The organism is Streptosporangiales bacterium, assembly GCA_009379955.1.
GTDB lineage: Bacteria > Actinomycetota > Actinomycetes > Streptosporangiales > WHST01 > WHST01.
Genome location: WHST01000050.1, coordinates 1 through 19372, shown reverse-complemented (window position 1 = coordinate 19372; position 19372 = coordinate 1). Strand labels below are relative to the sequence as shown.

The window sequence follows — 19372 nt, the reverse complement described above, 5'->3', positions numbered from 1 at the left end:
CCGACGCGTGCCGGTCCTGACCCGACCCAGGTGGAACCAGCCGTCGCTGGCATCCACGGTGCTCAAGACGGTCGTCCTCGCCGTGACCGTCGTCGTGATGGTCTATCCGCTCCTGTACGTGATCGTCCAGAGCTTCGCCGAGGCTCACGGCCGTTCGCGTGTCGGAGGGCTCATCCCGTCCGGGTTCTCGCTCGAGGCGTACGCCTCGGTGCTGTCCGGTGGGATCGTGCTCCGGGCGATGATGGTCAGTGTCGGAGTGACCGTCGTCGGCACGCTCCTCAGCGTCGTGCTGACCATCTTGCTGGCTTACGGGCTGATGAACACCAGGGAGGTGCCCGGCGGCAAGGTCATCTTGTACGTGGTGCTGTTCACGATGCTCTTCGGTGCCGGCATCATCCCGAACTACCTCTTGGTCAAGGGGTTGGGCCTCCTCGACAGCTATGCCTCGCTCATCCTCCCCGGAGCCATCAGCGCCTTCAACATGGTGGTCCTCCGCAACTTCTTCCAGGGCATCCCGCGCGAGCTGCTCGAATGCGCCCGCATCGACGGGGCCAGTGACTGGCGGATCCTCAGCCAGATCATGGTTCCCCTGTCCAAGGGGGTGATCGCCGTCGTCGCCCTCTTCTACGGCGTCGCGTACTGGAACGACTTCTTCAACGCGATGATCTACCTCAACGACACCGGCAAGTGGCCGGTGCAGCTGGTGCTCAACCAGTACGTCCTGCAAGGGACGCCCTTGACCCAGCTGCAGAACCCGGCTGCACCGCCCCCACCCGCCAAGTCGGTACAGATGGCGGTCGTCGTCCTGGCGACCCTTCCGATCCTCGTCGTCTACCCGTTCCTCCAACGGTTCTTCACCAAGGGCGTTCTCACCGGAGCGATCAAGGGCTGATCGCCGGACCAGCAGGAGTGGCAATGACCAAGCACACATCGATATCCAGCGCAGACCTCAGCCGACGCACTCTGCTGGCACTCGGCGCCGGCGTCGGGCTCTCGCTGGTCAGTGGGTGCCGCACGCAGGCACCGGGCACCGGCGAGGCTTCGAACGGGACTTCCAGGTTCACCGCGCCCAACTACCGACCCCCCGACAAGATCGCGGGCGCCAGGATCAGCGACATCGAGGGCGTATCGCCGGCCTACAGCCAGTATCCGCGGCAGCAGGTTCGGTCGGTCGCGAAGACGCCGGGGCGCGGAGGGGAGGTCTCGACCTTCCAGGTCCTGGAGCAGGCACCGCCGCCATCGGACAACCCGTGGCTCGCCGAGTTCAACAAGCGGCTCGGCGTCCAGCTCCGCCCGGCCTACGCCGCGGGCCCTTCGTACGGGCAGAAGGTCCAGACGCTGATGGCGAGCGGCGATCTTCCCGACATCGCGTGGATCGAGCGCAGCATCGCGCCCGGCGTCGTGAAGACGATGCAGCAGAACGCCTTCACCGACCTCAGCGAGACTCTCGCGGGGTCGGGTGTCGACGCGTACCCGAACCTGGCCCGGATCCCGACCTACGCCTGGCGCAACGCCAGCATCAACGGCCGGATCCTCGGTGTCCCGCGGGTGCTTCCTCTCGTCAACGAGGAGAAGATGTATCGCACCGACTGGGCATCGGACCTGGGATACACCGATCCTCCGCAGAATGCCGACGAGGTCAAGGAGCTGCTCGCCGCCTATACGAAGGGATCTCACCGCGGCAAGAAGGAAGGCCGCACCTGGGGCCTTGCCAGGCTCGACCATGGCGTCATCCTGGCCACGCAGATGTTCCGGGTCCCCAACGACTGGCGCGTCGATGACAACGGCAGGCTGACCCACGAGATCGAGACCGACGAGTACGAGGCGGCGGTGGCCTGGCTCGTCGAGCTGTGGAAGGCCGGGGCGTTCCACCCCGACGCAGCCACGTATCCCGTCCTCGACGCGCAGGATCTCTTCATGTCCGGCCGGATCGGTCTGATGCCGGCCGGCATCGCCCCCCATTACCGCAACATGCTGCCGACCTTGCGGAAGAACGATCCCGACGTCGAGGTGGCGCCGCTTGCCCTCTCGGGCCACGACGGTGGTGATCCCGTCGTCCATCAGGCCGCCGGATACTTCGGGATCGCGGCGATTCCCTCGGCCGTCGGCAAGAACACCAAGCGTCTCGAGGAGCTCCTCCGGATCATCGACTACTGGTGCGCGCCGTTCGGCAGCGAGGAGCACACCTTCATCAACTACGGGATCGAGGGACGTCACTTCACCTACGACGACCGGGGCACTCCGACCGCCGTGGACGGCGACCGACCGCTGACCGAGGTCGCCGGCCCTTCGTACCTGGTGCAGCCGCTGGAGGGCGTCCTCTTCTTTCCTGGCGACACCAAGGCCGCGGCTGCGGCGCAGGCGAGCATCGAGAAGGCCGTGCCGCTGTCGATCAAGAACCCGACCAGCAGCCTGGTCTCCCAGACCGCTGTGCGCCAGGCGGCGGCGCTCGACCAGCTGAACAACGACTACTTGTACGGCATCATCACCGGGCGGCGGTCCGTCAAGGAGCTCGGCGAATGGCGGAAGCGCTGGCGCAGCAGGGGCGGGGACAAGATCCGGAAAGAGTTCGAGGCGGACCTGTGAGCGACACGCAAGCTCACGGTCCGCCGACGCTCGGAGCCGTCTGGATCACCTCGGCCCAGTGGAAGGCCGATCCGGCCGGTCCGCTTCCGGTGCTCGGAGCCGGCTTCTCCTGCACGGGACAGCCGAGCTCCGCCACGTTCCGCATCAGCGGCCTCGGTGTCTTCGTCGCCTGCGTCAACGGCCATCCCGTATCCGCCGATCTGCTCGAGCCGGGCTACACGGACTACGCGAAGCGCGTCGAGTACTGCACCTACGACATCGCCCCTCTGGTCACCGAGGGCGAGAACGTCGTGGTCATCGAGCTCGGCACCGGGATGTACCGCTCCCAGCGGCACGACGACCGGTGGACCAAGATCATCAGCGACCACGGCGACCTCGCCGCCTGCGCCTCGTTGACCTTGACCTACCCTGACGGAACGACGCGCGAGGTCGTCACCGACACGGAGTGGGGGGCGACCCTCGGACAGACCCGGTCGTCGAACTGGACCGGCGGCGAGGACTTCGACGCGCGCGTACCCCTGGACACCTCGGTCGCCGGGGTGCGCGCCTGGCCGCGAGCCGTCGCCGCCGCGACACCCGCGGGCATCACGGTCAGCGCGAAGACGACACCGCCGCTGCGGGTACGGGAGGTGATCGATCCGATCGGTATCCGTGACGTCGCCGCGGGTACCCAGATCGTCGACTTCGGTGTGAACTTCGCCGGTTGGGCCGAGGTGGATCTCCCCGCCGGCTCCAGAGTCACGTTACGGCCGGCGGAGCTCCTCCACGACGACGGCACGATCGACGCCCGGACCGAGGGATGGGACCCCGTGTATCACGCCGTCCGATCCGGGCCACGCCCACTGACATGGCACCCGAGATTCTGTTACAACGGCATGCGTTTCCTGGAGGTCTCCGGCCAGGACGAGCCGCTCGGCGTCGAGGACGTGCGTGGGCTCGTGATCTCGGCCGACGCGCGAGCCACCGGCGAGTTCTCGTGCTCGGATCCCACCCTCACCCGGATCCACCGCATCGTGCACCGGGCCGTCACCTCGAACATGTACTCGGTCTTCACCGACTGCCCGCACCGCGAGAAGCTCTGCTTCCTCGAGGAGCTCCACCTCGCGTTCCCCGTACTGCAGTGGAACTACGACGTACAGGCGCTCCTGACGAACACGATGCTGCTGATCAGGGAGGCCCAAGGACCCGACGGCCACCTGCCGTTGTACGTCCCCGAATGGGACCCGTTCCCCGACCCCTGGCGCGGTGACGTGAACTGGGGCGGCGCCGTCGTCCACGTGCCCTGGCAGCTCCACCTGTGCTACGCCGATCTCTCCGTCCTGCACGACAACTACGAAGCGATGACCCGATACGCACGACACCTGCTCGACTCCCGCGTCGACGGCTTGGTGCGGTACGGCCTCGGCGACTGGGACGGGACGCAGGCGCGCGCCGTCCCGCTGGTCGCGACCGCATCGCTGGCACGGATGCTGTCGGTCCTGTCGCAGGTCGCCGGCGAGCTGGGCCACCTCGGCGACAGCGCGCGCTGGCGCGATGAGTCCGACCGCATCGCCGCACGCGTCCGCACCGAGTTCTGGAACGACGACGACTCGACCGTCGGCACGGACACGGTCGGCGAGATCGCCGTCGCGCTGCGGTACGGAATCGTGCCACCGGACCGGACGGTCGCGGTCGTGAACCGGCTCGAACAGCGGATCGCCTCCGACGAGTTCTTCGTCGACGTCGGCGAGGTCGGTCTCCCGGCCCTGATCGATGTCCTGGCGGCACACGATCGCCACGAGACGCTCTACCGGTTCGCGTGCCAGTCGGACCGGCCGGGCTACGGCTACATGTTGCGTCACGGCGCGACCTCGCTCACCGAGACCTGGGACGGGCCGACGTACGGCATCAGCCAGAACCACTTCATGCTCGGCGCCGTCGACGGTTGGTTCTACTCCCATGTCGCCGGGTTGCGACAGGCTCCGACCAGCCGTGGCTTCCGCGAGCTGATCGTCCGCCCGCAACCGTGCGGCGGCATCACCGCGGCCCAGGCGAGCTACCGAACCGCACATGGAACGTTCGCCAGCAGCTGGACGATCGACGGTGACACCTTCCAGTTGGAGGTGGAGATTCCTCCGCAATCGCGATGCACGATCGAGACGCCCGACGGCCACCGCACGATCGTCGGCGGTGGACAGCACGAGATCATCCGCCCGATACCAGAAGCCGAGTCCCATGCCGATCGAACAGCACAGCGCTGACAGGTACCCCGCCGATCCCGGGCGGGTCGGTTCGGACTGGCCCACGGTCCGGGACTATCGGGGAGACGCTCGGCGGCGGATCCGATTCCCGGTGGGCGGGCTCGGCACCGGAGCGATCAGTGTCGACGGCCGCGGCCGGCTCGTCGACGTCGAGGTCGCCAACACGGCAGCCCACGGGTTCACGCCCAGGCATCTGTTCTTCGCGCTCCACGTCGCCGGCGCCGACGGGACCGTCGACACCCGCGTCCTGGAGGGACGGCTGTTCGACCACGAATACGAAGGACCGCACGGCAGTCCGAGCCCCCAGCCCGGGCTCCCGCGCTTCCACGACTGCACGTTCTCGGCGGCGTACCCGTTCGCACGCATCGAGCTGGCCGATCCGGCAGTTCCGCTCCGAGTGGCGGTCGAGGTCGCCAATCCCCTGGTTCCCGGCGACGCGGACGCATCCGGCCACCCCGCCCTGCTCTACCGGGTGCGGCTGACCAACCCGACCCGTGTGCGCCAGACGGTGGCGGTCGTCGGCAACATGCCCAACCTGATCGGCGCCACCCTGAACTCCCCGGCCTGGCCCGGCACCCGGTTCGAGCACGACCGTCACCGAGACGGAAGCGTCCTCCTCGGCAGCAACCCCCGGCGCGACGGCTCCCCCGCCGACGGCACCATCGCACTGCATACGCCGGGCAGGCAGGCAGACTCGTTCCGCACCCGATGGCTCGACGCCCCATCCGGCGATGCGCTGGCCGAGTTCTGGGAGGACTTCGGTCACGACGGCGCAGTCAGCGACCACGTACGCCATGATCGTGATCCCGTCGGCTCACTCGTCCTGACCGACGTTCTCGAGCCGGGGGCCGGAGCGTCACTGGACTTCGTCATCGCCTGGCACTTCCCGTACCGTCGTGCCTGGACGCACGGACTGCGGGAGACCGACCGTCCCAGCCAGCACCTCGTCGGCAACCATTACGCCACTCGGGCGGCCGACGCGGGAGAGTGCGCCAGGAACTTCGGACGAGCACTCCCCGATCTCCTGCACGAGTCGGTCCGATTCGTTCGATCCGTCATCGCCCTGGGCATGCCGCCGGCCATGGCCGACGCAGCGCTCTCCAATCTCTCCGTGCTCAAGTCCAACACCGTCTTCCGCGGCGCCGACGGCCGCTTCTACGGCTGGGAGGGGACCGAGGACGACGCCGGAAGCTGCCACGGGAACTGCACCCACGTCTGGAACTACGAGTACGCCACCATCGCCCTGTTCCCCGACCTGGCGTGGTCGATGCGCGAGACAGAGTTCGTCGACTCGCTCGACGACGAAGGCCTGATGGCGTTCCGCGCCGGACTCCCCCGCCACTTGGAGGGAGCGACCTGGGGATTCGCGGCCGCGGACGGGCAGATGGGTTCGATCCTGCGGTTCTACCGCACCTGGCGCCGCTCCGGCGACGACTCCCGTGCCCGTGAGCTCTGGCCCGCGGTCCGCCGCTCCCTCGAGTTCGCCTGGGTCGAAGGCGGGTGGGACGCCGACCGGGACGGCGTGATGGAGGGCTGCCAGCACAACACCATGGACGTCGAGTACTACGGTCCGACGCCTGAGGTGCAGTCGTGGTACCTGGCCGCACTCGCCGCGGCCGCCGAGCTCGCCACCGTCATGGCCGAGCCCGAGTTCGCCTCGTACTGCCGGCGACTGCTGGCCTCGGGCTGCCGCTGGATGGACGAGCACCTCTTCAACGGCGAGTACTACCAGCAGGCGATCATGCCACCCGCCCCGGGTTCGCGGATCGCGAACGGACTGCGGATGGAGACCGATACTCCCGGCGGCTCCGATCCCCTGCAGCCGCACTATCAGATCGGCACGGGCTGCACCAGCGGTCAGCTGGCCGGCGTCACCATGGCCAAGCTCAGCGGTCTCGGCATCCCGCTCGATCCCGATCACATCGCGACCGCACTGCGCTGCATCGCCCACCACAACCGCCTCGATGGCGTCGCCGACCACGTCAACCCGCGGCGCTGCTACGCATTGGGCGACGAACGCGGTCTCGTCAACGCCAGCTACCCACGAGGACGCGAGCTGCCGTTTCCCTTTCCCTACTGGGCCGAGGTGTGGACCGGTCTCGAGTACTCCGCGGCGATCGGGCTGCTGCTAGAGGGCGAGCAGGACCTCGCGCACCGCACGGTCGTCGATGTCCGGGATCGCTACGACGGACGACGGCGAAACCCGTTCGACGAAGTCGAATGCGGTCATCACTACGCCCGCTCCATGGCTTCGTGGGGGTTGGTCGAAGCGTGGATCCACCTGCGCAATCCAGTGATCGAGTAAGGAGTCGTGTGTCTCACTCGGACGGCAAGACAGGCGATCGGACCGAGCCCGGGCCGCTGCTCGACCCGCCGGATCGCCCGGCGACGTTACCGTCGCTCCGCCACTGGACCCCGCGTCCGGGACGGCTGCTGCTCGAGCCACCGTTCACGATCAGCTGCTCCGGTGAGAGCGCTCGCGAGGTGGCCGGGCTGCTGGCCGGCGATCTCGAACGGCTGTGCGGACACCGTCCCCGGGTCGTCTCCGGCGCGGTGACGTCCGGCTGCGTCGTCCGGATCGTCCTCGACACCGAGCGCCACGACATCCCGGAGGAGGGATACCGGCTCCACATCGACGACACGGTCCTGATCGTCGCGTCCAGCCGGTCGGGACTGCTGTACGGCTGCCAGTCGCTCGTCCAGCTCCTCAAGCAGGATCCCGAACGACGAGCACTGCCACAGGGTGAGGCGTTCGACTATCCGCGCTGCACGGTCCGGGGGCAGATGATCGACGTGGGCCGGAAGTTCCTGCCGATGGAGTACCTGCGATCCGAGGTCCGTCGGATGGCCTGGATGAAGCTGAACAGCCTGCATCTTCACCTGACCGAGTGGAACGGATTCCGATTCGAGAGCCTCGAGTTCCCAGGTCTGGCATCGGTCGATCACTACACGCAGCAGGAACTGCGTGAACTCGACGCCTACGCGGCACAATGGGGCGTGCGGATCGTCCCGGAGATCGATCTTCCCGGTCACGCCGTCTGGCTCACCCGCTACGAGCCGCGGCTCCGGCTGCGGTCACCGGCGATGGACTACGCGGGCTGGCCCGGCGGTCAGGGCGGCGGTTGGACACTGGACATGACCTCGGACTTCGCTCGGGATTTCGTCCGGCGGCTCGTCCTGGAGCTCGCCGACGTCTTCAGCGGCGAGTTCATCCATATCGGCAGTGACGAGCTCCCGTTGCAGACCAGCGAGAACCAGGATCCGGTGCTGCTCGCGTACGCACACTCCAAGGGCCTGCGCTATGCCGGCGACGTGCTGGTCGACTTCGTCAACGACCTCGCCGTGGCCCTGCGCGAGCGCGGCAAGCGGGCGGAGATCTGGGAGTGGTGGTGCTACGGCGGTCAGCCGGTGAGCATCGCACCGAGCAAGGACATCAGGATCAGCAAGTGGCTGGACGGCGACCCGGCCGAGTTCTCCCGTCAGGGCTACCAGACCGTCGGCGTCAACTGGGGTAGCAACTACGTCACCCCCGGCTACAGCACCACGCCGGGCGGCTCGTCCCCCCAGGGCTTCGAGGGATACATGCCCGCCGAGCGCGTCTACGAACGAGACGACTACCCGAGTGACGACCTGCTCCTCGGTTACCGGTTGGGCCGATGGATGGACAAGGCGGAGGCACGGACCACGGGGTGGGTGCACTTCTTCTCGCACCGCCCACTGCAGGTCCTCGCGGATCGAACCTGGGGCGGCCCACCGGCGTCGTCGGCTGCGACGTTCTACGAGCGCGCCGACGTGATCGGAGCCGCCGACGACAACCTGACCGCGGTCTCGGCACGGTCCTGCCGCGTCATCGAGGTCAGCAGTGAGGAGATCAAGGCCGAGGACGGGTCTGTTCACCATGTGCTCAGTCCTGACCCGCAGACGCAGTGGGTGACCCAGCACCGCGACCTGGCGATCGCGCCACATCATGTCGTGATCGACGTCGGTGGCCCACGACCGCTCGCCGGTCTGGCGATCTGGCCGCGCCAGGACGGTGGCGTGATCGAGGACTTCCACCACACCCGGGCGCGGGCTCGACGTATCCGGATCATGCTTGCCGACGAACAGCAGGACTGGCACCAGGTGTGGTCGGGGATCCTGCCCAACGAGCAGCCCGCCCACACCGTGACCTTCCCGGTCACTCCGGCTCGATACCTGAAGTTGGTCATCGACAGCGACTGGGACAACCTGTTCGTCACGTCGATCGCCTGTCTCTCGCTGCTGGAGGCACGCCGACCATGAAGGACGAAAAGCCGATCGCGCAATCGACCATGACGCTCAAGCAGGCCATCGACGTCTACGGCGCCGAGTCCTCCCTGCTGCGGCACCTCAACCGCAACGAGGTGTTGCGATACCTCCGAGTCAGCGGCGCAGCGCACGGGATCTCCGCGATCGCCAAGGCGACCGAACTGTCCCGTCCCACCGTCGACCTCGCCCTCAGCGACCTCACCGAACGCGGCCTGGTGATCGAGACCGCGCAGAATCCGAGCTCGCCCCGCGGCGGCCGACCTGCGCGCGAGTTCCGATTCGCCGCCGGCTCCGGCTGCATTGCGGCCGTCACGCTGACCAGCCACGAGCTGTCCGTGGTCATCGCCGATCTTCGCGATCGGGTGGTCGGCGAGTCGCGGGTCAGCCTCGCCGACTTCAACCGCGAGCCCGACCCGGTGGAGTGCCTGGGTGCCGCGGTCGACCGCGCGGTGGCCGAGTTCTCCTTCACCGCGGACCAGCTCCAGGTCGTGGTGGCCGGCGTGCGCGGTGTCGTGTCGGCCGACGGTGTGGTCCAGAACTCCGGCGAACTGCCTTCGCTCGTCGGCGACGAGGTACACCATCGGCTGCGGGAACGGTTCGGGTGCCCCGTCCTGGTGGAGAACGACGCCAACCTCGCGACCCTGGCCGAGCACAGGAACCTCTCCGGACCGGCCGATGTCGTCGGACTGCTGATCGACGACAGCATCGGCTGCGGGCTCGTGCTCAACGGGGAGCTCTACCGTGGGGCGCACGGCGCCGCCGGCGAGTTCTTCGGCGACGACCGGACGAGATCGTGGGTCGGCACCAACGCGGAGATCCGCAGCCATGCCAGGGAGCACTCGCTGACCTTCACCGACGTCTTCGCAGCCGCGAGATCCAAGCGCGGACGCGCCCGCACACTGGTCACCCGCTACGCGGCCGACATCGCCGAGCTGGTCCGCGAGCTGCTGGTCCTGGATCCACCGGTGATCGTCGTCGGCGGCGAGGTCGTCAACGCCGGCGACGTGTTCATGGACGCGTTCCGCAAGGCGCTCGCCCCGGCCCTCCACAGCGACACCAGGATCGTCTACTCCGATCTCGGAGCGACCTGCCTCCGCAGCGGCGCGCTCCAGGTCGCCGCGGATTGGATGGATCGAAAACTCTTCCACGTCTGACGACAGGGCGCGGCCGGCGCTCGACGTCACCGCACGACACCCTGCCCCGATGCCGGCAACCACATGGCAACCGTGTGGCAACCAGTACGCCGGACCATGGTCCGGCCGGCCACGGATACGAGCAACCGTGCGAGGAGATGACGCAGACGACAGCCACGACCTGGACGGGAAGGGTGCCGTTCGCTCTCGCAGCCGCGGTCGCGCCACTGATCGTGACGGCCCAGGTGAGCCGGGCGAGCGGCACCACCACCAGTGCGAATCAAGACACCCAAGAACAACCCTAGGCGTTTGTGCAGGTCATGGGTGGGCCGCCTGGGGATCGAACCCAGAACCCGCGGATTAAAAGTCACGTCTGAGACGTCTCAGGACGTGCCTCCCGATGCCGGAAAATGACATCCCCGCAGGTCAGAAGCTGACTTGGGTGCTGGGGCAAGCCGCCGGATCCGCATAGGTGCTGGTGCGTCCGTGAGCATGGTGTGAGCAACTCACGTCCACCGACGCTACCGCGTAACCAGCTGTCCGCCTTAGCTCGCGCGGAGTCTGTCGGTAGTCCTGGCTTCGAACTCGATGACCTGCTGGAGACGCTCCGCGAACGCACCTACCGACCGGGTAAGGGAGGGTGGCTAACCGCGAGGCTGCGATTCACGAGCGATGGCAGATTCTCGGCAGACTTCGATTACGAGAACGAGCCAGCATGGCCGCACCCGATCTCGCCACAGAGCTAACAGCTTGTAGAGGATGTCGACGTCAGTGATCGGCACGGGGGTCTCCTGGGTGGAGTTGTGATCGATGCCCCGGGCGTTCTGCATCAGACTCTAAGAATGCTTGACTACTACTACGCATACGTTCTAGAATCTGATCATGTGGACGGTTCTCGCGGTCAAGGAAGTCGAGCAGTGGCTCGTCGGCCTCGACCCCGAGACGCGCGTCCAAGTCGTCGCTGCGATCGAGGTCCTCCGCATCGAGGGCCCGCAGCTCGGCCGCCCGCTCGCCGACCGCGTCACCACGAGCCGCCACCACAACATGAAGGAGCTACGACCAGGCAGCGGAGGGCGATCCCAGATGCGGATCCTGTTCGCATTCGACCCACACCGCCAAGGTGTCCTGCTCGTCGCAGGCGACAAGGCCGGGAACTGGGACCGCTGGTACCGCAAGAACGTCCCCATCGCCGACGACCGCTACGACGAGCACCTGAGGAGGACACGATGACCACTCGCAGCTGGGACGAGATCCGCGCCGAACTCGACGTCGACGAGGACGCCGTCGCCGCCGAGCGTGACCGCATGCTCGCCGAGGTCCGTCTGCACCGGCTCGCCGAGCTCCGCAACCGGCAGGGCCTCACACAAACTGACGTCGCCGAGCAGATGGGCGTATCGCAGCGCCGCGTGTCGCAGATCGAGCGAGGGCAGCTCAGCCGGTCGGAGATCGCGACGATCCAGTCATACGTTCAGGCCCTCGGCGGCCGGCTCCGGGTCGTCGCGGACTTCGGCGACGAACGACACGTGGTCGGCTGACGTGACCCGAAGCAGCCAGAGGATCGGCGCGGACATCGCGAGCAAGTTCGCACGCGACATCGCGCCATGGCGGCATTCATACGCGCGGATGCTCGGGATCGACGCGACGAGGTTATACAAGTCGTCGGGTTTCGACCTGGCGAAGTGGTCCCACATCGTCGGCCCCGTCATGCCCGAGGTCAAAGCCCTCGCGGCGACCAACATTGCCTCTGCCGGCATGGCGCACAAGGCGTTCAGCACGAAGATCTTCGAGTCGCAGTTCCGAGATATCACGGCGATCGGGCGACACGCTGCGGCGATCACGAGCTCGATGGCCGTGCGCGCCGCTGGACTGGACCGCATCTCCACCGCGATGTCCGCCTACAACCGCGACCAGGTGCTCTCCAGCGGCACGGCGCTCTCCGTCTTCAGCACCACGTACCGGGTGAACGCCCTCCGCACGATCGGGACCGCGCTGCGCGAGGACCCCAGCACACTCTCGACACTCGCAGACCATGCCGATGATGTCGCGGAGGATCTGGAAGCCCTGGTGCAGGACGTCGACGTCGACCTGCTCAACGAAGTCGCTGAGGACGTGCTGTCCGACCCTGAAACCGGGACCGCGGTACAGGAGCTTGTCGACCAGCTGACGGCCGCGAGTGAGCCACTGCTGCAGGAACGCGTTGTCGAGGACCCCACGATATCGGGGGACGAGGCGGACGGTGAGCGCGAGCGCCGGATCGATCCCATCGAGGAGACAGTTCTGTGGCTCCTGCTGGCCACGCCGTTCATAACCGCGGCACTCTCAGTACACGGCGTCATCGACGTCTTCGAGACAGCGGTTGTGTACGGAAGCCTGGGGCTGTTGTACGCCGTGATCCTGTATATGCTCAAACGACGGGACTAGTGCCCAGATTCGGGGCGCACTGATCCACGCGCACTGTGACAGCCCGTTTCATGATCGTCAAGCAGTGCGGTTCTGGGCGGCGTGTCGAGCCACCGCCGCCGGATCGAACAGCGCCCGCCGCGTCCGCCCGGCCCTCGCGTAGTCCACGACCTCGACGTGTCCGCGCTGTGCCCACTGCCGGATCCGCGCCGCCCCGACTTCGGGCTGCTCGTCCGGCCACAGGAACGCCGCCAGCACGTACGCATCGACACCCAGCCTGGCCGTCGTTCCGGTCACTTGATCACGATACGACGCGACGTGTAGAGCGTTCTGCCCAAGCCGGTCTCGACGAACATGTCCACCCTCCGTTCGCGTGGCGCGAGGACCTTAGATGCGTGGACGAGTGCGCGCACCCCGTCCATGTTCATCCACCACGTCTCGCTCTCGCCTGGTTCCAAGCGGTGCGGCAACGACGGTCCCATCACGTCCGCTACTGGCACGAGTTCGTTCTTGGACTTGGGCGCTCGGGTTCCGTACCGAGTGACGGTCACATGGCTTCGGCCGACGTTCGTGACCTTGATGGCAAGAATCTCGGGGCCCTCGGCGCCCTGACTGCGTAGAGGGGCTAGGTCGCGAGGGCGACCGTCCCGGTGGACGTCGCCGACGACGATCCCATTCCATCCGACCACGCCGTGCTGCAACTTCACCCGGACGCGTCCGGTTTCCAGGAGCCAGGCGGCGACCTGCCAGCCCAACGAGAACACGGCGATGACGAGGCTCAAGATCGCGATTACCAGCGCCGCGGTACCCATTCGACCTCCTGCCGCTTCGGGTCTGTCAGTCGGTGGTGAACGATCGTACGAAGCGACGGATGCGGCTGTGCATCAATGGTGCTGCCCGTCTGTCGCGGATCATGCGGGCTGCAGGTCAACCGGTCAAGGGAGCTTCCCCATTCCGCGTGACTCGAGCTGCCGGACACTGTCACTGACGACAAGGGCCGCTTCTTCGGCCCGGCCAACCTTCACACCCAAGTGACGTGATGTCGTCTCCAAGCCTCGACTCGCCTGCATGAGGTCACGGACCTTGGCTGTGCCGCCCGAGCCGTCCTCGACGTCCCTGCGCAACCTGACCACACGCTCCATCCACGCAGCGGCGGAGACCAGCCCGTCCGCGACGCTGGGCTCACCGTCCGGGCCCCGATCAACCGTCGCAGCGCCGAGAGACTCTAATTGAGGGCTGAGAGGGGGGATGGTCAACTCCCTCATTGCCCCCACGCATCGCCGGATCGTCATTGCGGACTCACGAAGCCCCGTTACCGCCGCCGCGAAATCGTCCTCCTCCTGGAGGAGTCTTCCCGCTGCCTGCACCGCTGGAACCAGATCCGCCATCTCCCTCGTGACGTCGTCGAGCCGGGCCTGCAACCGCTGCCTTGCTGGTGCTTCTTCCGTGTGGCGTCTGTTGTCGTGGCGAACAAGCAGGGAGATGATGATCGCGACGAGGCTGAGACCGGTACCCACGAGCCCACCGACTTCACCGACCCAATTCGGCAGGCCGTCATCGGGCCCACGGGCCAGCAAGAACTCCACGAGCTCGGTCACGACGCCGTCCCCGCCTTCTCTTCGAGCCGCCGCTTCACCGCCAGGAAGTACTCCGCCTCCGTGCACGGCCGGCCACACGCCCGACACCGCACGTCTTCCCGCCGACCGCCCTGGTCTGCACCAATCATGCGCCACAGCGAGCATCTCGTCACCGAGCACCGCCGCGGCGTTGCCGGTGCCCTGACGAGCCACTGCAGCATCGCCGCGACCCGTTCGTTCCGCTGCGGCACTCCCCCGCCGGGACCGCCTCGCCCGCGGCCCTACGGTGGGCCGGTCATCCCCGAGGCTGACCTACCGGTTCAGGTGCGGCGCCTTGCCGCCGTAAGGCGCTTACGCGCTCCGGCGACTCGTCCGATGCGGATCTTTCGCTCGATCACCACGGCGTCGGATGCCGTAACCTCATCGGCGCGACGGGCCTCGTCGAGAGACTGCATCGCCGCGAGCTGCTGGGCATCGAGGTCGTCGTCGGTAGCCAGATCGTCCATCGCGTGCATCCTCATCACTCCCACACCAGATCGCGTCGCATGCCTAAGCCTCGATCCGTGTGCGCCGTGAGGCGCTGCTGTTTTGTGTAGGAGGTGAGAGGCCTTCGCCGCTGACCCTGTCGCAGCAGGGCGGTGAAGCTGAGGGCAGCCTGCTCCGGGAGGTGCCGGGGTGGGTGGGAGCAGCCCTGACAAAGCCGGGACGTGTCAGCACTGCCAGATGGTGCGGGTCCGGCGAGCGTGATGGAGAGGAGTACGGACAGGAACCAGTTTCTACGTCCCTTAAAGGCTTGCCGGCTCAAATCTGGTGGATATGGGCCGGGTGCGGTGCGCACCTGTTGGTCGGACCGAAGGTCTGGTCGGTGGGGAACTCCTGGGTGGTCTTGTGGATGGCTGCCGGGAGGCCACGGTGAAGTGCTGCGGGTTAGCCGTGGCGATGCCGCAGGGGCACAACTGGGCTCCTCCTTCGTCGAGCGAGCAGCAGTGAACACGGGAACCTTCCCGATGCTGCCTGCCGTCCGTGCTGCCAGCGCGGGTCGGACGGGCTGGGTCCACCGTCGACCGATCGGGTCGGGAAGGGGCGGAGCCGTCGTAGTACTCCGAGGCCGGGAGAGCCGGTCACATGGGGAAGGGCGGCAGTGGGTATGAGAAGGGAAGGACACTGCGATGCCGAAAGACGCGCCAGGGAATCCTGGCGATCCTGCTCCAGGGCGTGAACCTTGGAACAGGGTATCGGGTATGCAGACCAAGCTTCACCGTTGGGCGGTGGCCGATCCCGGTCGCCGGTTCGACGACCTGTTCAACTTTGTGCACGACCCGGCGACGCTGCTGATGGCGTTCGCTCGGGTCGCCGGCAATACCGGTGCGAACACTCCCGGGGTCGACGGTCTCACTGCCGCCGCCGTGGAGCAGAGCATCGGTGTCCCGGGGTTCCTGGACGATCTGCGCGCATCGATCAAGGACGGATCGTTTCGTCCGGTGCCGGTGCGTCAGCGGATGATCCTTAAGCGCGGCGGGTCGGGGAAACTGAGAAGTTTGGGCATCCCCACCATCGCCGACAGGGTGGTCCAGGCTGCGCTTAAGCTGGTGCTGGAGCCGATCTTTGAGGCCGACTTCGTGCCGGTCTCCTATGGGTTCCGGCCGAACCGGCGGGCTCAGGACGCGATCGCTGAGATACACCAGTTCGGCACCCACGGCTATCAGTGGGTGCTGGACGCGGACATCGAGGCGTGTTTTGACCAGATCTCACACTCCGCTCTTTTGGATCGGGTGCGGGCACGGGTCAAGGACAAACGCGTCGTGGCGTTGGTGAAGGCGTTTCTGAAGGCCGGGATCATGACCGAGTCCGGTCGGTTTCAGGACACCCACACCGGCACCTCGCAGGGCGGGATTCTGTCGCCGTTGATGGCCAACATCGCCCTGAGCGTGCTCGATGAGCATGTTCACCGGCCGTGGCAACCGGGCGGGACAATGTCCACCAGTTCACGGCGTGCATGGCGTCGTTCCAAGGGCCTGCCGACTTGGCGGATCGTAAGGTACGCAGACGACTTCGCCGTACTCGTGCATGGCACCGAGGACGATGTTCATGACCTGCGCGAAGATGTCGCGGCCGTGCTGGCCACCATGGGACTGTCCTTTTCGGAGGAGAAAACCCGGGTGGTGAACCTGGCCGAGGGGTTCGAGTTTTTGGGGTTCCGCATCCAGTGGCGCCGCAAACCAGGCACGAACACCTGGCACGTCTACACCTTCATCGCTGACCGGCCCATCCGGTCGTTGAAGGCGAAGATCCGTGCACTGACGAACAGGACGTCACAGCAGGACCCAGGGACCGTCCTGACCCGGCTTGGCCAGGTCATCCGCGGTTGGTCCAACTATTTCCGGCATGCCGTGTGCAAGCACACCTTCGGTCGGCTGGCCCACTTCGTCTGGTGGCGGGTGACCTGCTGGCTGCGGACCTTGCACCGGTGGGGATGGAAGGACTTCCGACGCCGGTTCACCACCCCGCAAGGGACATGGAAACCGCTGTCCGCCAATGGGACCACGTTGTTCAACCTCGAAGCGGTCCCCGTGACCCGCTATCGCTGGCGCAGCAACAACATCCCATCGCCGTGGGCCTTGACTCCCGCATAACGACAATATCCGTGGAGAGCCCGGTGCGTGGAGACACGCACGCCGGGTTCGGCGAGCGGCCTGGGGAAACGGGCCGGGAGCAACCCCGGCACCGCGCCCCAGGCCGACTTGACGGACCGAGTAGCTGATCGTTCGGCGCGGTGATGGAGGAAGTGCCTTCTGGGTCGGGAGAATCTGGAGTGTTGATGTCCTGATCCGGCCCGATCCAGAAGGCACTGATGGTGAAACTATCGCATGGGTGGTCACATGGCACGCCGATCTTCGATGACGAGCGTCTGGTGTCGTGCGCGGGGTTGGTGCCGGTGATGGCGCTGGCCGAGCGGGCGGGCCTGTCGGAGCTGGTCTCGGACAGGGTTGCGATCAGGGCGACGAGGGTGAAGTCGGCGGCGGTGAACCCGGCGGGCAAGCTCACCTCGGTCGTCGCGGGGATGGCCGCGGGTGCGGACTGCATCGATGATCTGGACGTGGTCCGTTCCGGTGGCATGTCGCGGCTGTTCGACCAGGTGTATGCGCCGGCCACGGTGGGGCAGTTCCTGCGCGAGTTCACGCACGGCCATGGCCTGCAGTTGGCGTCGGTCGCCCGGGCGCACCTGGTGAACCTCGTCGAGCACAGTAACCTGCTGCCCGGCTTGGCCGAACAGGCGTTCATCGACGTCGACTCGCTGCTGCGTCCGGTGTTCGGACACGCCAAGCAGGGCGCCAGCTATGGACACACGAAGATCGCCGGGCGGCAGGTGCTCCGTAAGGGCCTGTCGCCGTTGGCGACCACGATCAGCACGAGCGAGGGTGCGCCGGTGGTCGCCGGGATCCGGTTACGCGCCGGGCGCGCCGGCTCCGGCAAGGGCGCGGCGTCGATGGTGCGCGAGGCGATCGGCGTCGCCCGTGTCGCCGGGGCCAGCGGGCAGATCCTGGTGCGTGGCGACTCGGCATATGGCACCAACGCCATCGTGCGCGCCTGCATCAAAGCAGGGGCGCGATTCTCGGTCGTGCTGACCAAGAACCGCCCGGTGAACCGGGCGATCGGCACCATCGCCGAGACCGAGTGGACACCGGTGCACTATCCCGGTGCCGTCGTCGACCCAGACATCGGCGAGTTGATCTCCGACGCCGAGGTCGCCGAAGTCGAGTTCACCGCGTTCGCCTCCACCCGCCACCCGGTCACCGCGCGGCTGGTGGTGCGCCGAGTCCGCGACCGCGCCAAGGCAGCCGAGCTGTTCCCGGTCTGGCGGTACCACCCGTTCTTCACCAACAGCGTCGAGCCGACCGCGCAGGCCGACATCACCCACCGCCGCCACGCGATCATCGAGACCGTGTTCGCCGACCTGATCGACGGACCGCTGGCGCACCTGCCGTCTGGCCGGTTCGCCGCGAACAGCGCGTGGGCGATCTGCGCCGCGATCACCCACAACCTGCTGCGCGCCGCCGGCACCCTCACCAGCGACCAGCATGCACGCGCCCGCGGCGCGACCCTGCGCCGCCAGATCGTCACCGTCCCCGCCCGGATCGCCCGACCACAACGCCGCCCCATGCTGCACCTCCCGGCCCACTGGCCATGGGCCGATCACTGGAACACCTTCTGGCACAACGTGTTCGGCCACGCCACCGGACCACCACGAGCCGCCTGACCTGACCACCGCCGCACAGGCCCGACCGGAGAACCAAATGGAAAGCTGGGCAGACCAGCAGCCACGACCTGCCCAACCGGCAACTACCACCACCTGCCCGCGACCAAGCCATCACCTCAGCGGCTACACGGATCGAGGCTAAGCCTTAGCCACGGATCAAGGACGGTTGAACCACGGACCGGGACGACGCGAGGACGTCTTATGTAGCGTATAAACGTCCCTATGGCTGTGAACGAGCGGCTTCGCGCCGCGCTCGTACGTGTGGGCCTGACCTACCAGGACCTCGCCGAGGCAGTCGAAGTCGACGCCAAGACCGTCGAGCGGTGGGTGAGCACCGGACGAACCCCGCACCGCGCGAAGGCGCATCGTGCCGCGATTGTGCTCCGCGAGGACCTGAGTCACCTATGGCCCTCGATCGAGAGGGGCCGCCGGCGTCGCGGTGCGCACCCCGATCTCGTCGCCGTCCACCCGACACGCGCCGACGCACCGTTCGACCTGTGGCGCGCCCTGTTCGAGAAGGCCGAGCGGGAGATCGGTGTCCTCGTCTACGCGGGCGCATTCCTGCACGAGCAGTGGCCCGGCTTCACCGACGTGCTCCGAGGCAAGGCCGGCAGCGGCTGCCGGGTGCGGATCCTGCTTGGCGATCCGGACGCCCCGATCATCGGCGAACGGGGCCGTGAGGAGAGGTACGGAGATGGGATCGAAAGCCGCTGCCGCGTCGCGTTGATGCACTACGCGCCGCTGCTCCATGAGCAATTGTCAATACCTGTGGATAGGTGTGTCATGCAGCTTGCTGCTGACTCGGTTGGTCGTCGGGTCGTTCGACGAGTTTGCCTTTCTTGAAGGTCGCTCCTGTTCGGACGAGGGCGACGAGGTGGGGTGCGTTGACGG

At 67.1% G+C, this 19372-nt stretch carries 16 protein-coding genes and 1 pseudogene; 12 read left to right on the top strand and 5 right to left on the bottom strand.

Annotated features, from left to right (window positions below; all coding sequences use genetic code 11):
* Window positions 1–7 precede the first annotated feature (7 nt).
* The 9 genes from GEV10_16140 (at window position 8) to GEV10_16100 (ending at window position 12667) form a co-directional block, all read left to right on the top strand.
* The gene (locus GEV10_16140; protein ID MQA79987.1) at window positions 8–892 is read left to right on the top strand and encodes an ABC transporter permease subunit; all 885 of its coding nucleotides are present in this window, start codon (window positions 8–10) and stop codon (window positions 890–892) included.
* A gap of 23 nt (window positions 893–915) precedes the next feature.
* Complete coding sequence (locus tag GEV10_16135; protein MQA79986.1) at window positions 916–2586, top strand: extracellular solute-binding protein; 1671 nt, start codon at window positions 916–918, stop codon at window positions 2584–2586.
* The gene (locus GEV10_16130) at window positions 2520–4826 is read left to right on the top strand and encodes a Bacterial alpha-L-rhamnosidase (protein ID MQA79985.1); all 2307 of its coding nucleotides are present in this window, start codon (window positions 2520–2522) and stop codon (window positions 4824–4826) included. The genes GEV10_16135 and GEV10_16130 overlap by 67 nt, the downstream gene beginning before the upstream one ends.
* Window positions 4636–7131, top strand: a complete 2496-nt coding sequence (locus GEV10_16125; GenBank protein ID MQA79984.1) for a hypothetical protein — start codon at window positions 4636–4638, stop codon at window positions 7129–7131. Before GEV10_16130 ends, GEV10_16125 begins: the two co-directional genes overlap by 191 nt.
* The gene (locus GEV10_16120; protein ID MQA79983.1) at window positions 7047–9107 is read left to right on the top strand and encodes a family 20 glycosylhydrolase; all 2061 of its coding nucleotides are present in this window, start codon (window positions 7047–7049) and stop codon (window positions 9105–9107) included. The genes GEV10_16125 and GEV10_16120 overlap by 85 nt, the downstream gene beginning before the upstream one ends.
* The gene (locus tag GEV10_16115) at window positions 9104–10267 is read left to right on the top strand and encodes an ROK family protein (GenBank protein MQA79982.1); all 1164 of its coding nucleotides are present in this window, start codon (window positions 9104–9106) and stop codon (window positions 10265–10267) included. Before GEV10_16120 ends, GEV10_16115 begins: the two co-directional genes overlap by 4 nt.
* Before the next feature lie 861 nt (window positions 10268–11128).
* On the top strand, window positions 11129–11476 hold the full coding sequence (locus GEV10_16110) for a diaminopimelate decarboxylase (protein MQA79981.1): 348 nt from the start codon (window positions 11129–11131) through the stop codon (window positions 11474–11476).
* A complete protein-coding gene (locus GEV10_16105; protein MQA79980.1) occupies window positions 11473–11781 on the top strand; it encodes a helix-turn-helix domain-containing protein in 309 nt (102 codons plus the stop codon). Before GEV10_16110 ends, GEV10_16105 begins: the two co-directional genes overlap by 4 nt.
* Window position 11782: 1 nt before the next feature.
* On the top strand, window positions 11783–12667 hold the full coding sequence (locus GEV10_16100; protein MQA79979.1) for a hypothetical protein: 885 nt from the start codon (window positions 11783–11785) through the stop codon (window positions 12665–12667).
* Window positions 12668–12724: 57 nt separating this feature from the next.
* On the opposite strand, the gene GEV10_16095 is transcribed toward GEV10_16100, so the two are convergent.
* The 5 genes and pseudogenes from GEV10_16095 to GEV10_16075 all read right to left on the bottom strand — a co-directional run bounded on the left by GEV10_16095 (window position 12725) and on the right by GEV10_16075 (window position 14940).
* Entirely contained in the window at window positions 12725–12943 is a 219-nt protein-coding gene (locus GEV10_16095) for a hypothetical protein (protein ID MQA79978.1), read from the bottom strand.
* Complete coding sequence (locus GEV10_16090) at window positions 12940–13458, bottom strand: phosphoribosylamine--glycine ligase (GenBank protein MQA79977.1); 519 nt, start codon at window positions 13456–13458, stop codon at window positions 12940–12942. Before GEV10_16090 ends, GEV10_16095 begins: the two co-directional genes overlap by 4 nt.
* Before the next feature lie 123 nt (window positions 13459–13581).
* Window positions 13582–14244 carry a hypothetical protein gene (locus GEV10_16085; GenBank protein MQA79976.1) on the bottom strand — a complete coding sequence of 221 codons (663 nt, stop codon included), beginning with the start codon at window positions 14242–14244 and terminating at the stop codon, window positions 13582–13584.
* A gap of 299 nt (window positions 14245–14543) precedes the next feature.
* A complete protein-coding gene (locus GEV10_16080) occupies window positions 14544–14729 on the bottom strand; it encodes a hypothetical protein (protein MQA79975.1) in 186 nt (61 codons plus the stop codon).
* A gap of 127 nt (window positions 14730–14856) precedes the next feature.
* A pseudogene (locus GEV10_16075) lies at window positions 14857–14940 on the bottom strand (transposase).
* 452 nt (window positions 14941–15392) lie between these two features.
* Here GEV10_16075 and ltrA point away from each other — a divergent pair.
* From ltrA to GEV10_16060, 3 genes are all read left to right on the top strand, one after another.
* A complete protein-coding gene (gene ltrA, locus GEV10_16070) occupies window positions 15393–16856 on the top strand; it encodes a group II intron reverse transcriptase/maturase (protein ID MQA79974.1) in 1464 nt (487 codons plus the stop codon).
* Window positions 16857–17077: 221 nt separating this feature from the next.
* A complete protein-coding gene (locus tag GEV10_16065; protein MQA79973.1) occupies window positions 17078–18481 on the top strand; it encodes an IS1380 family transposase in 1404 nt (467 codons plus the stop codon).
* Window positions 18482–18703: 222 nt separating this feature from the next.
* Window positions 18704–19324, top strand: coding sequence for a hypothetical protein (locus GEV10_16060; protein ID MQA79972.1), 621 nt, complete (start codon window positions 18704–18706; stop codon window positions 19322–19324).
* Window positions 19325–19372 lie beyond the last annotated feature (48 nt).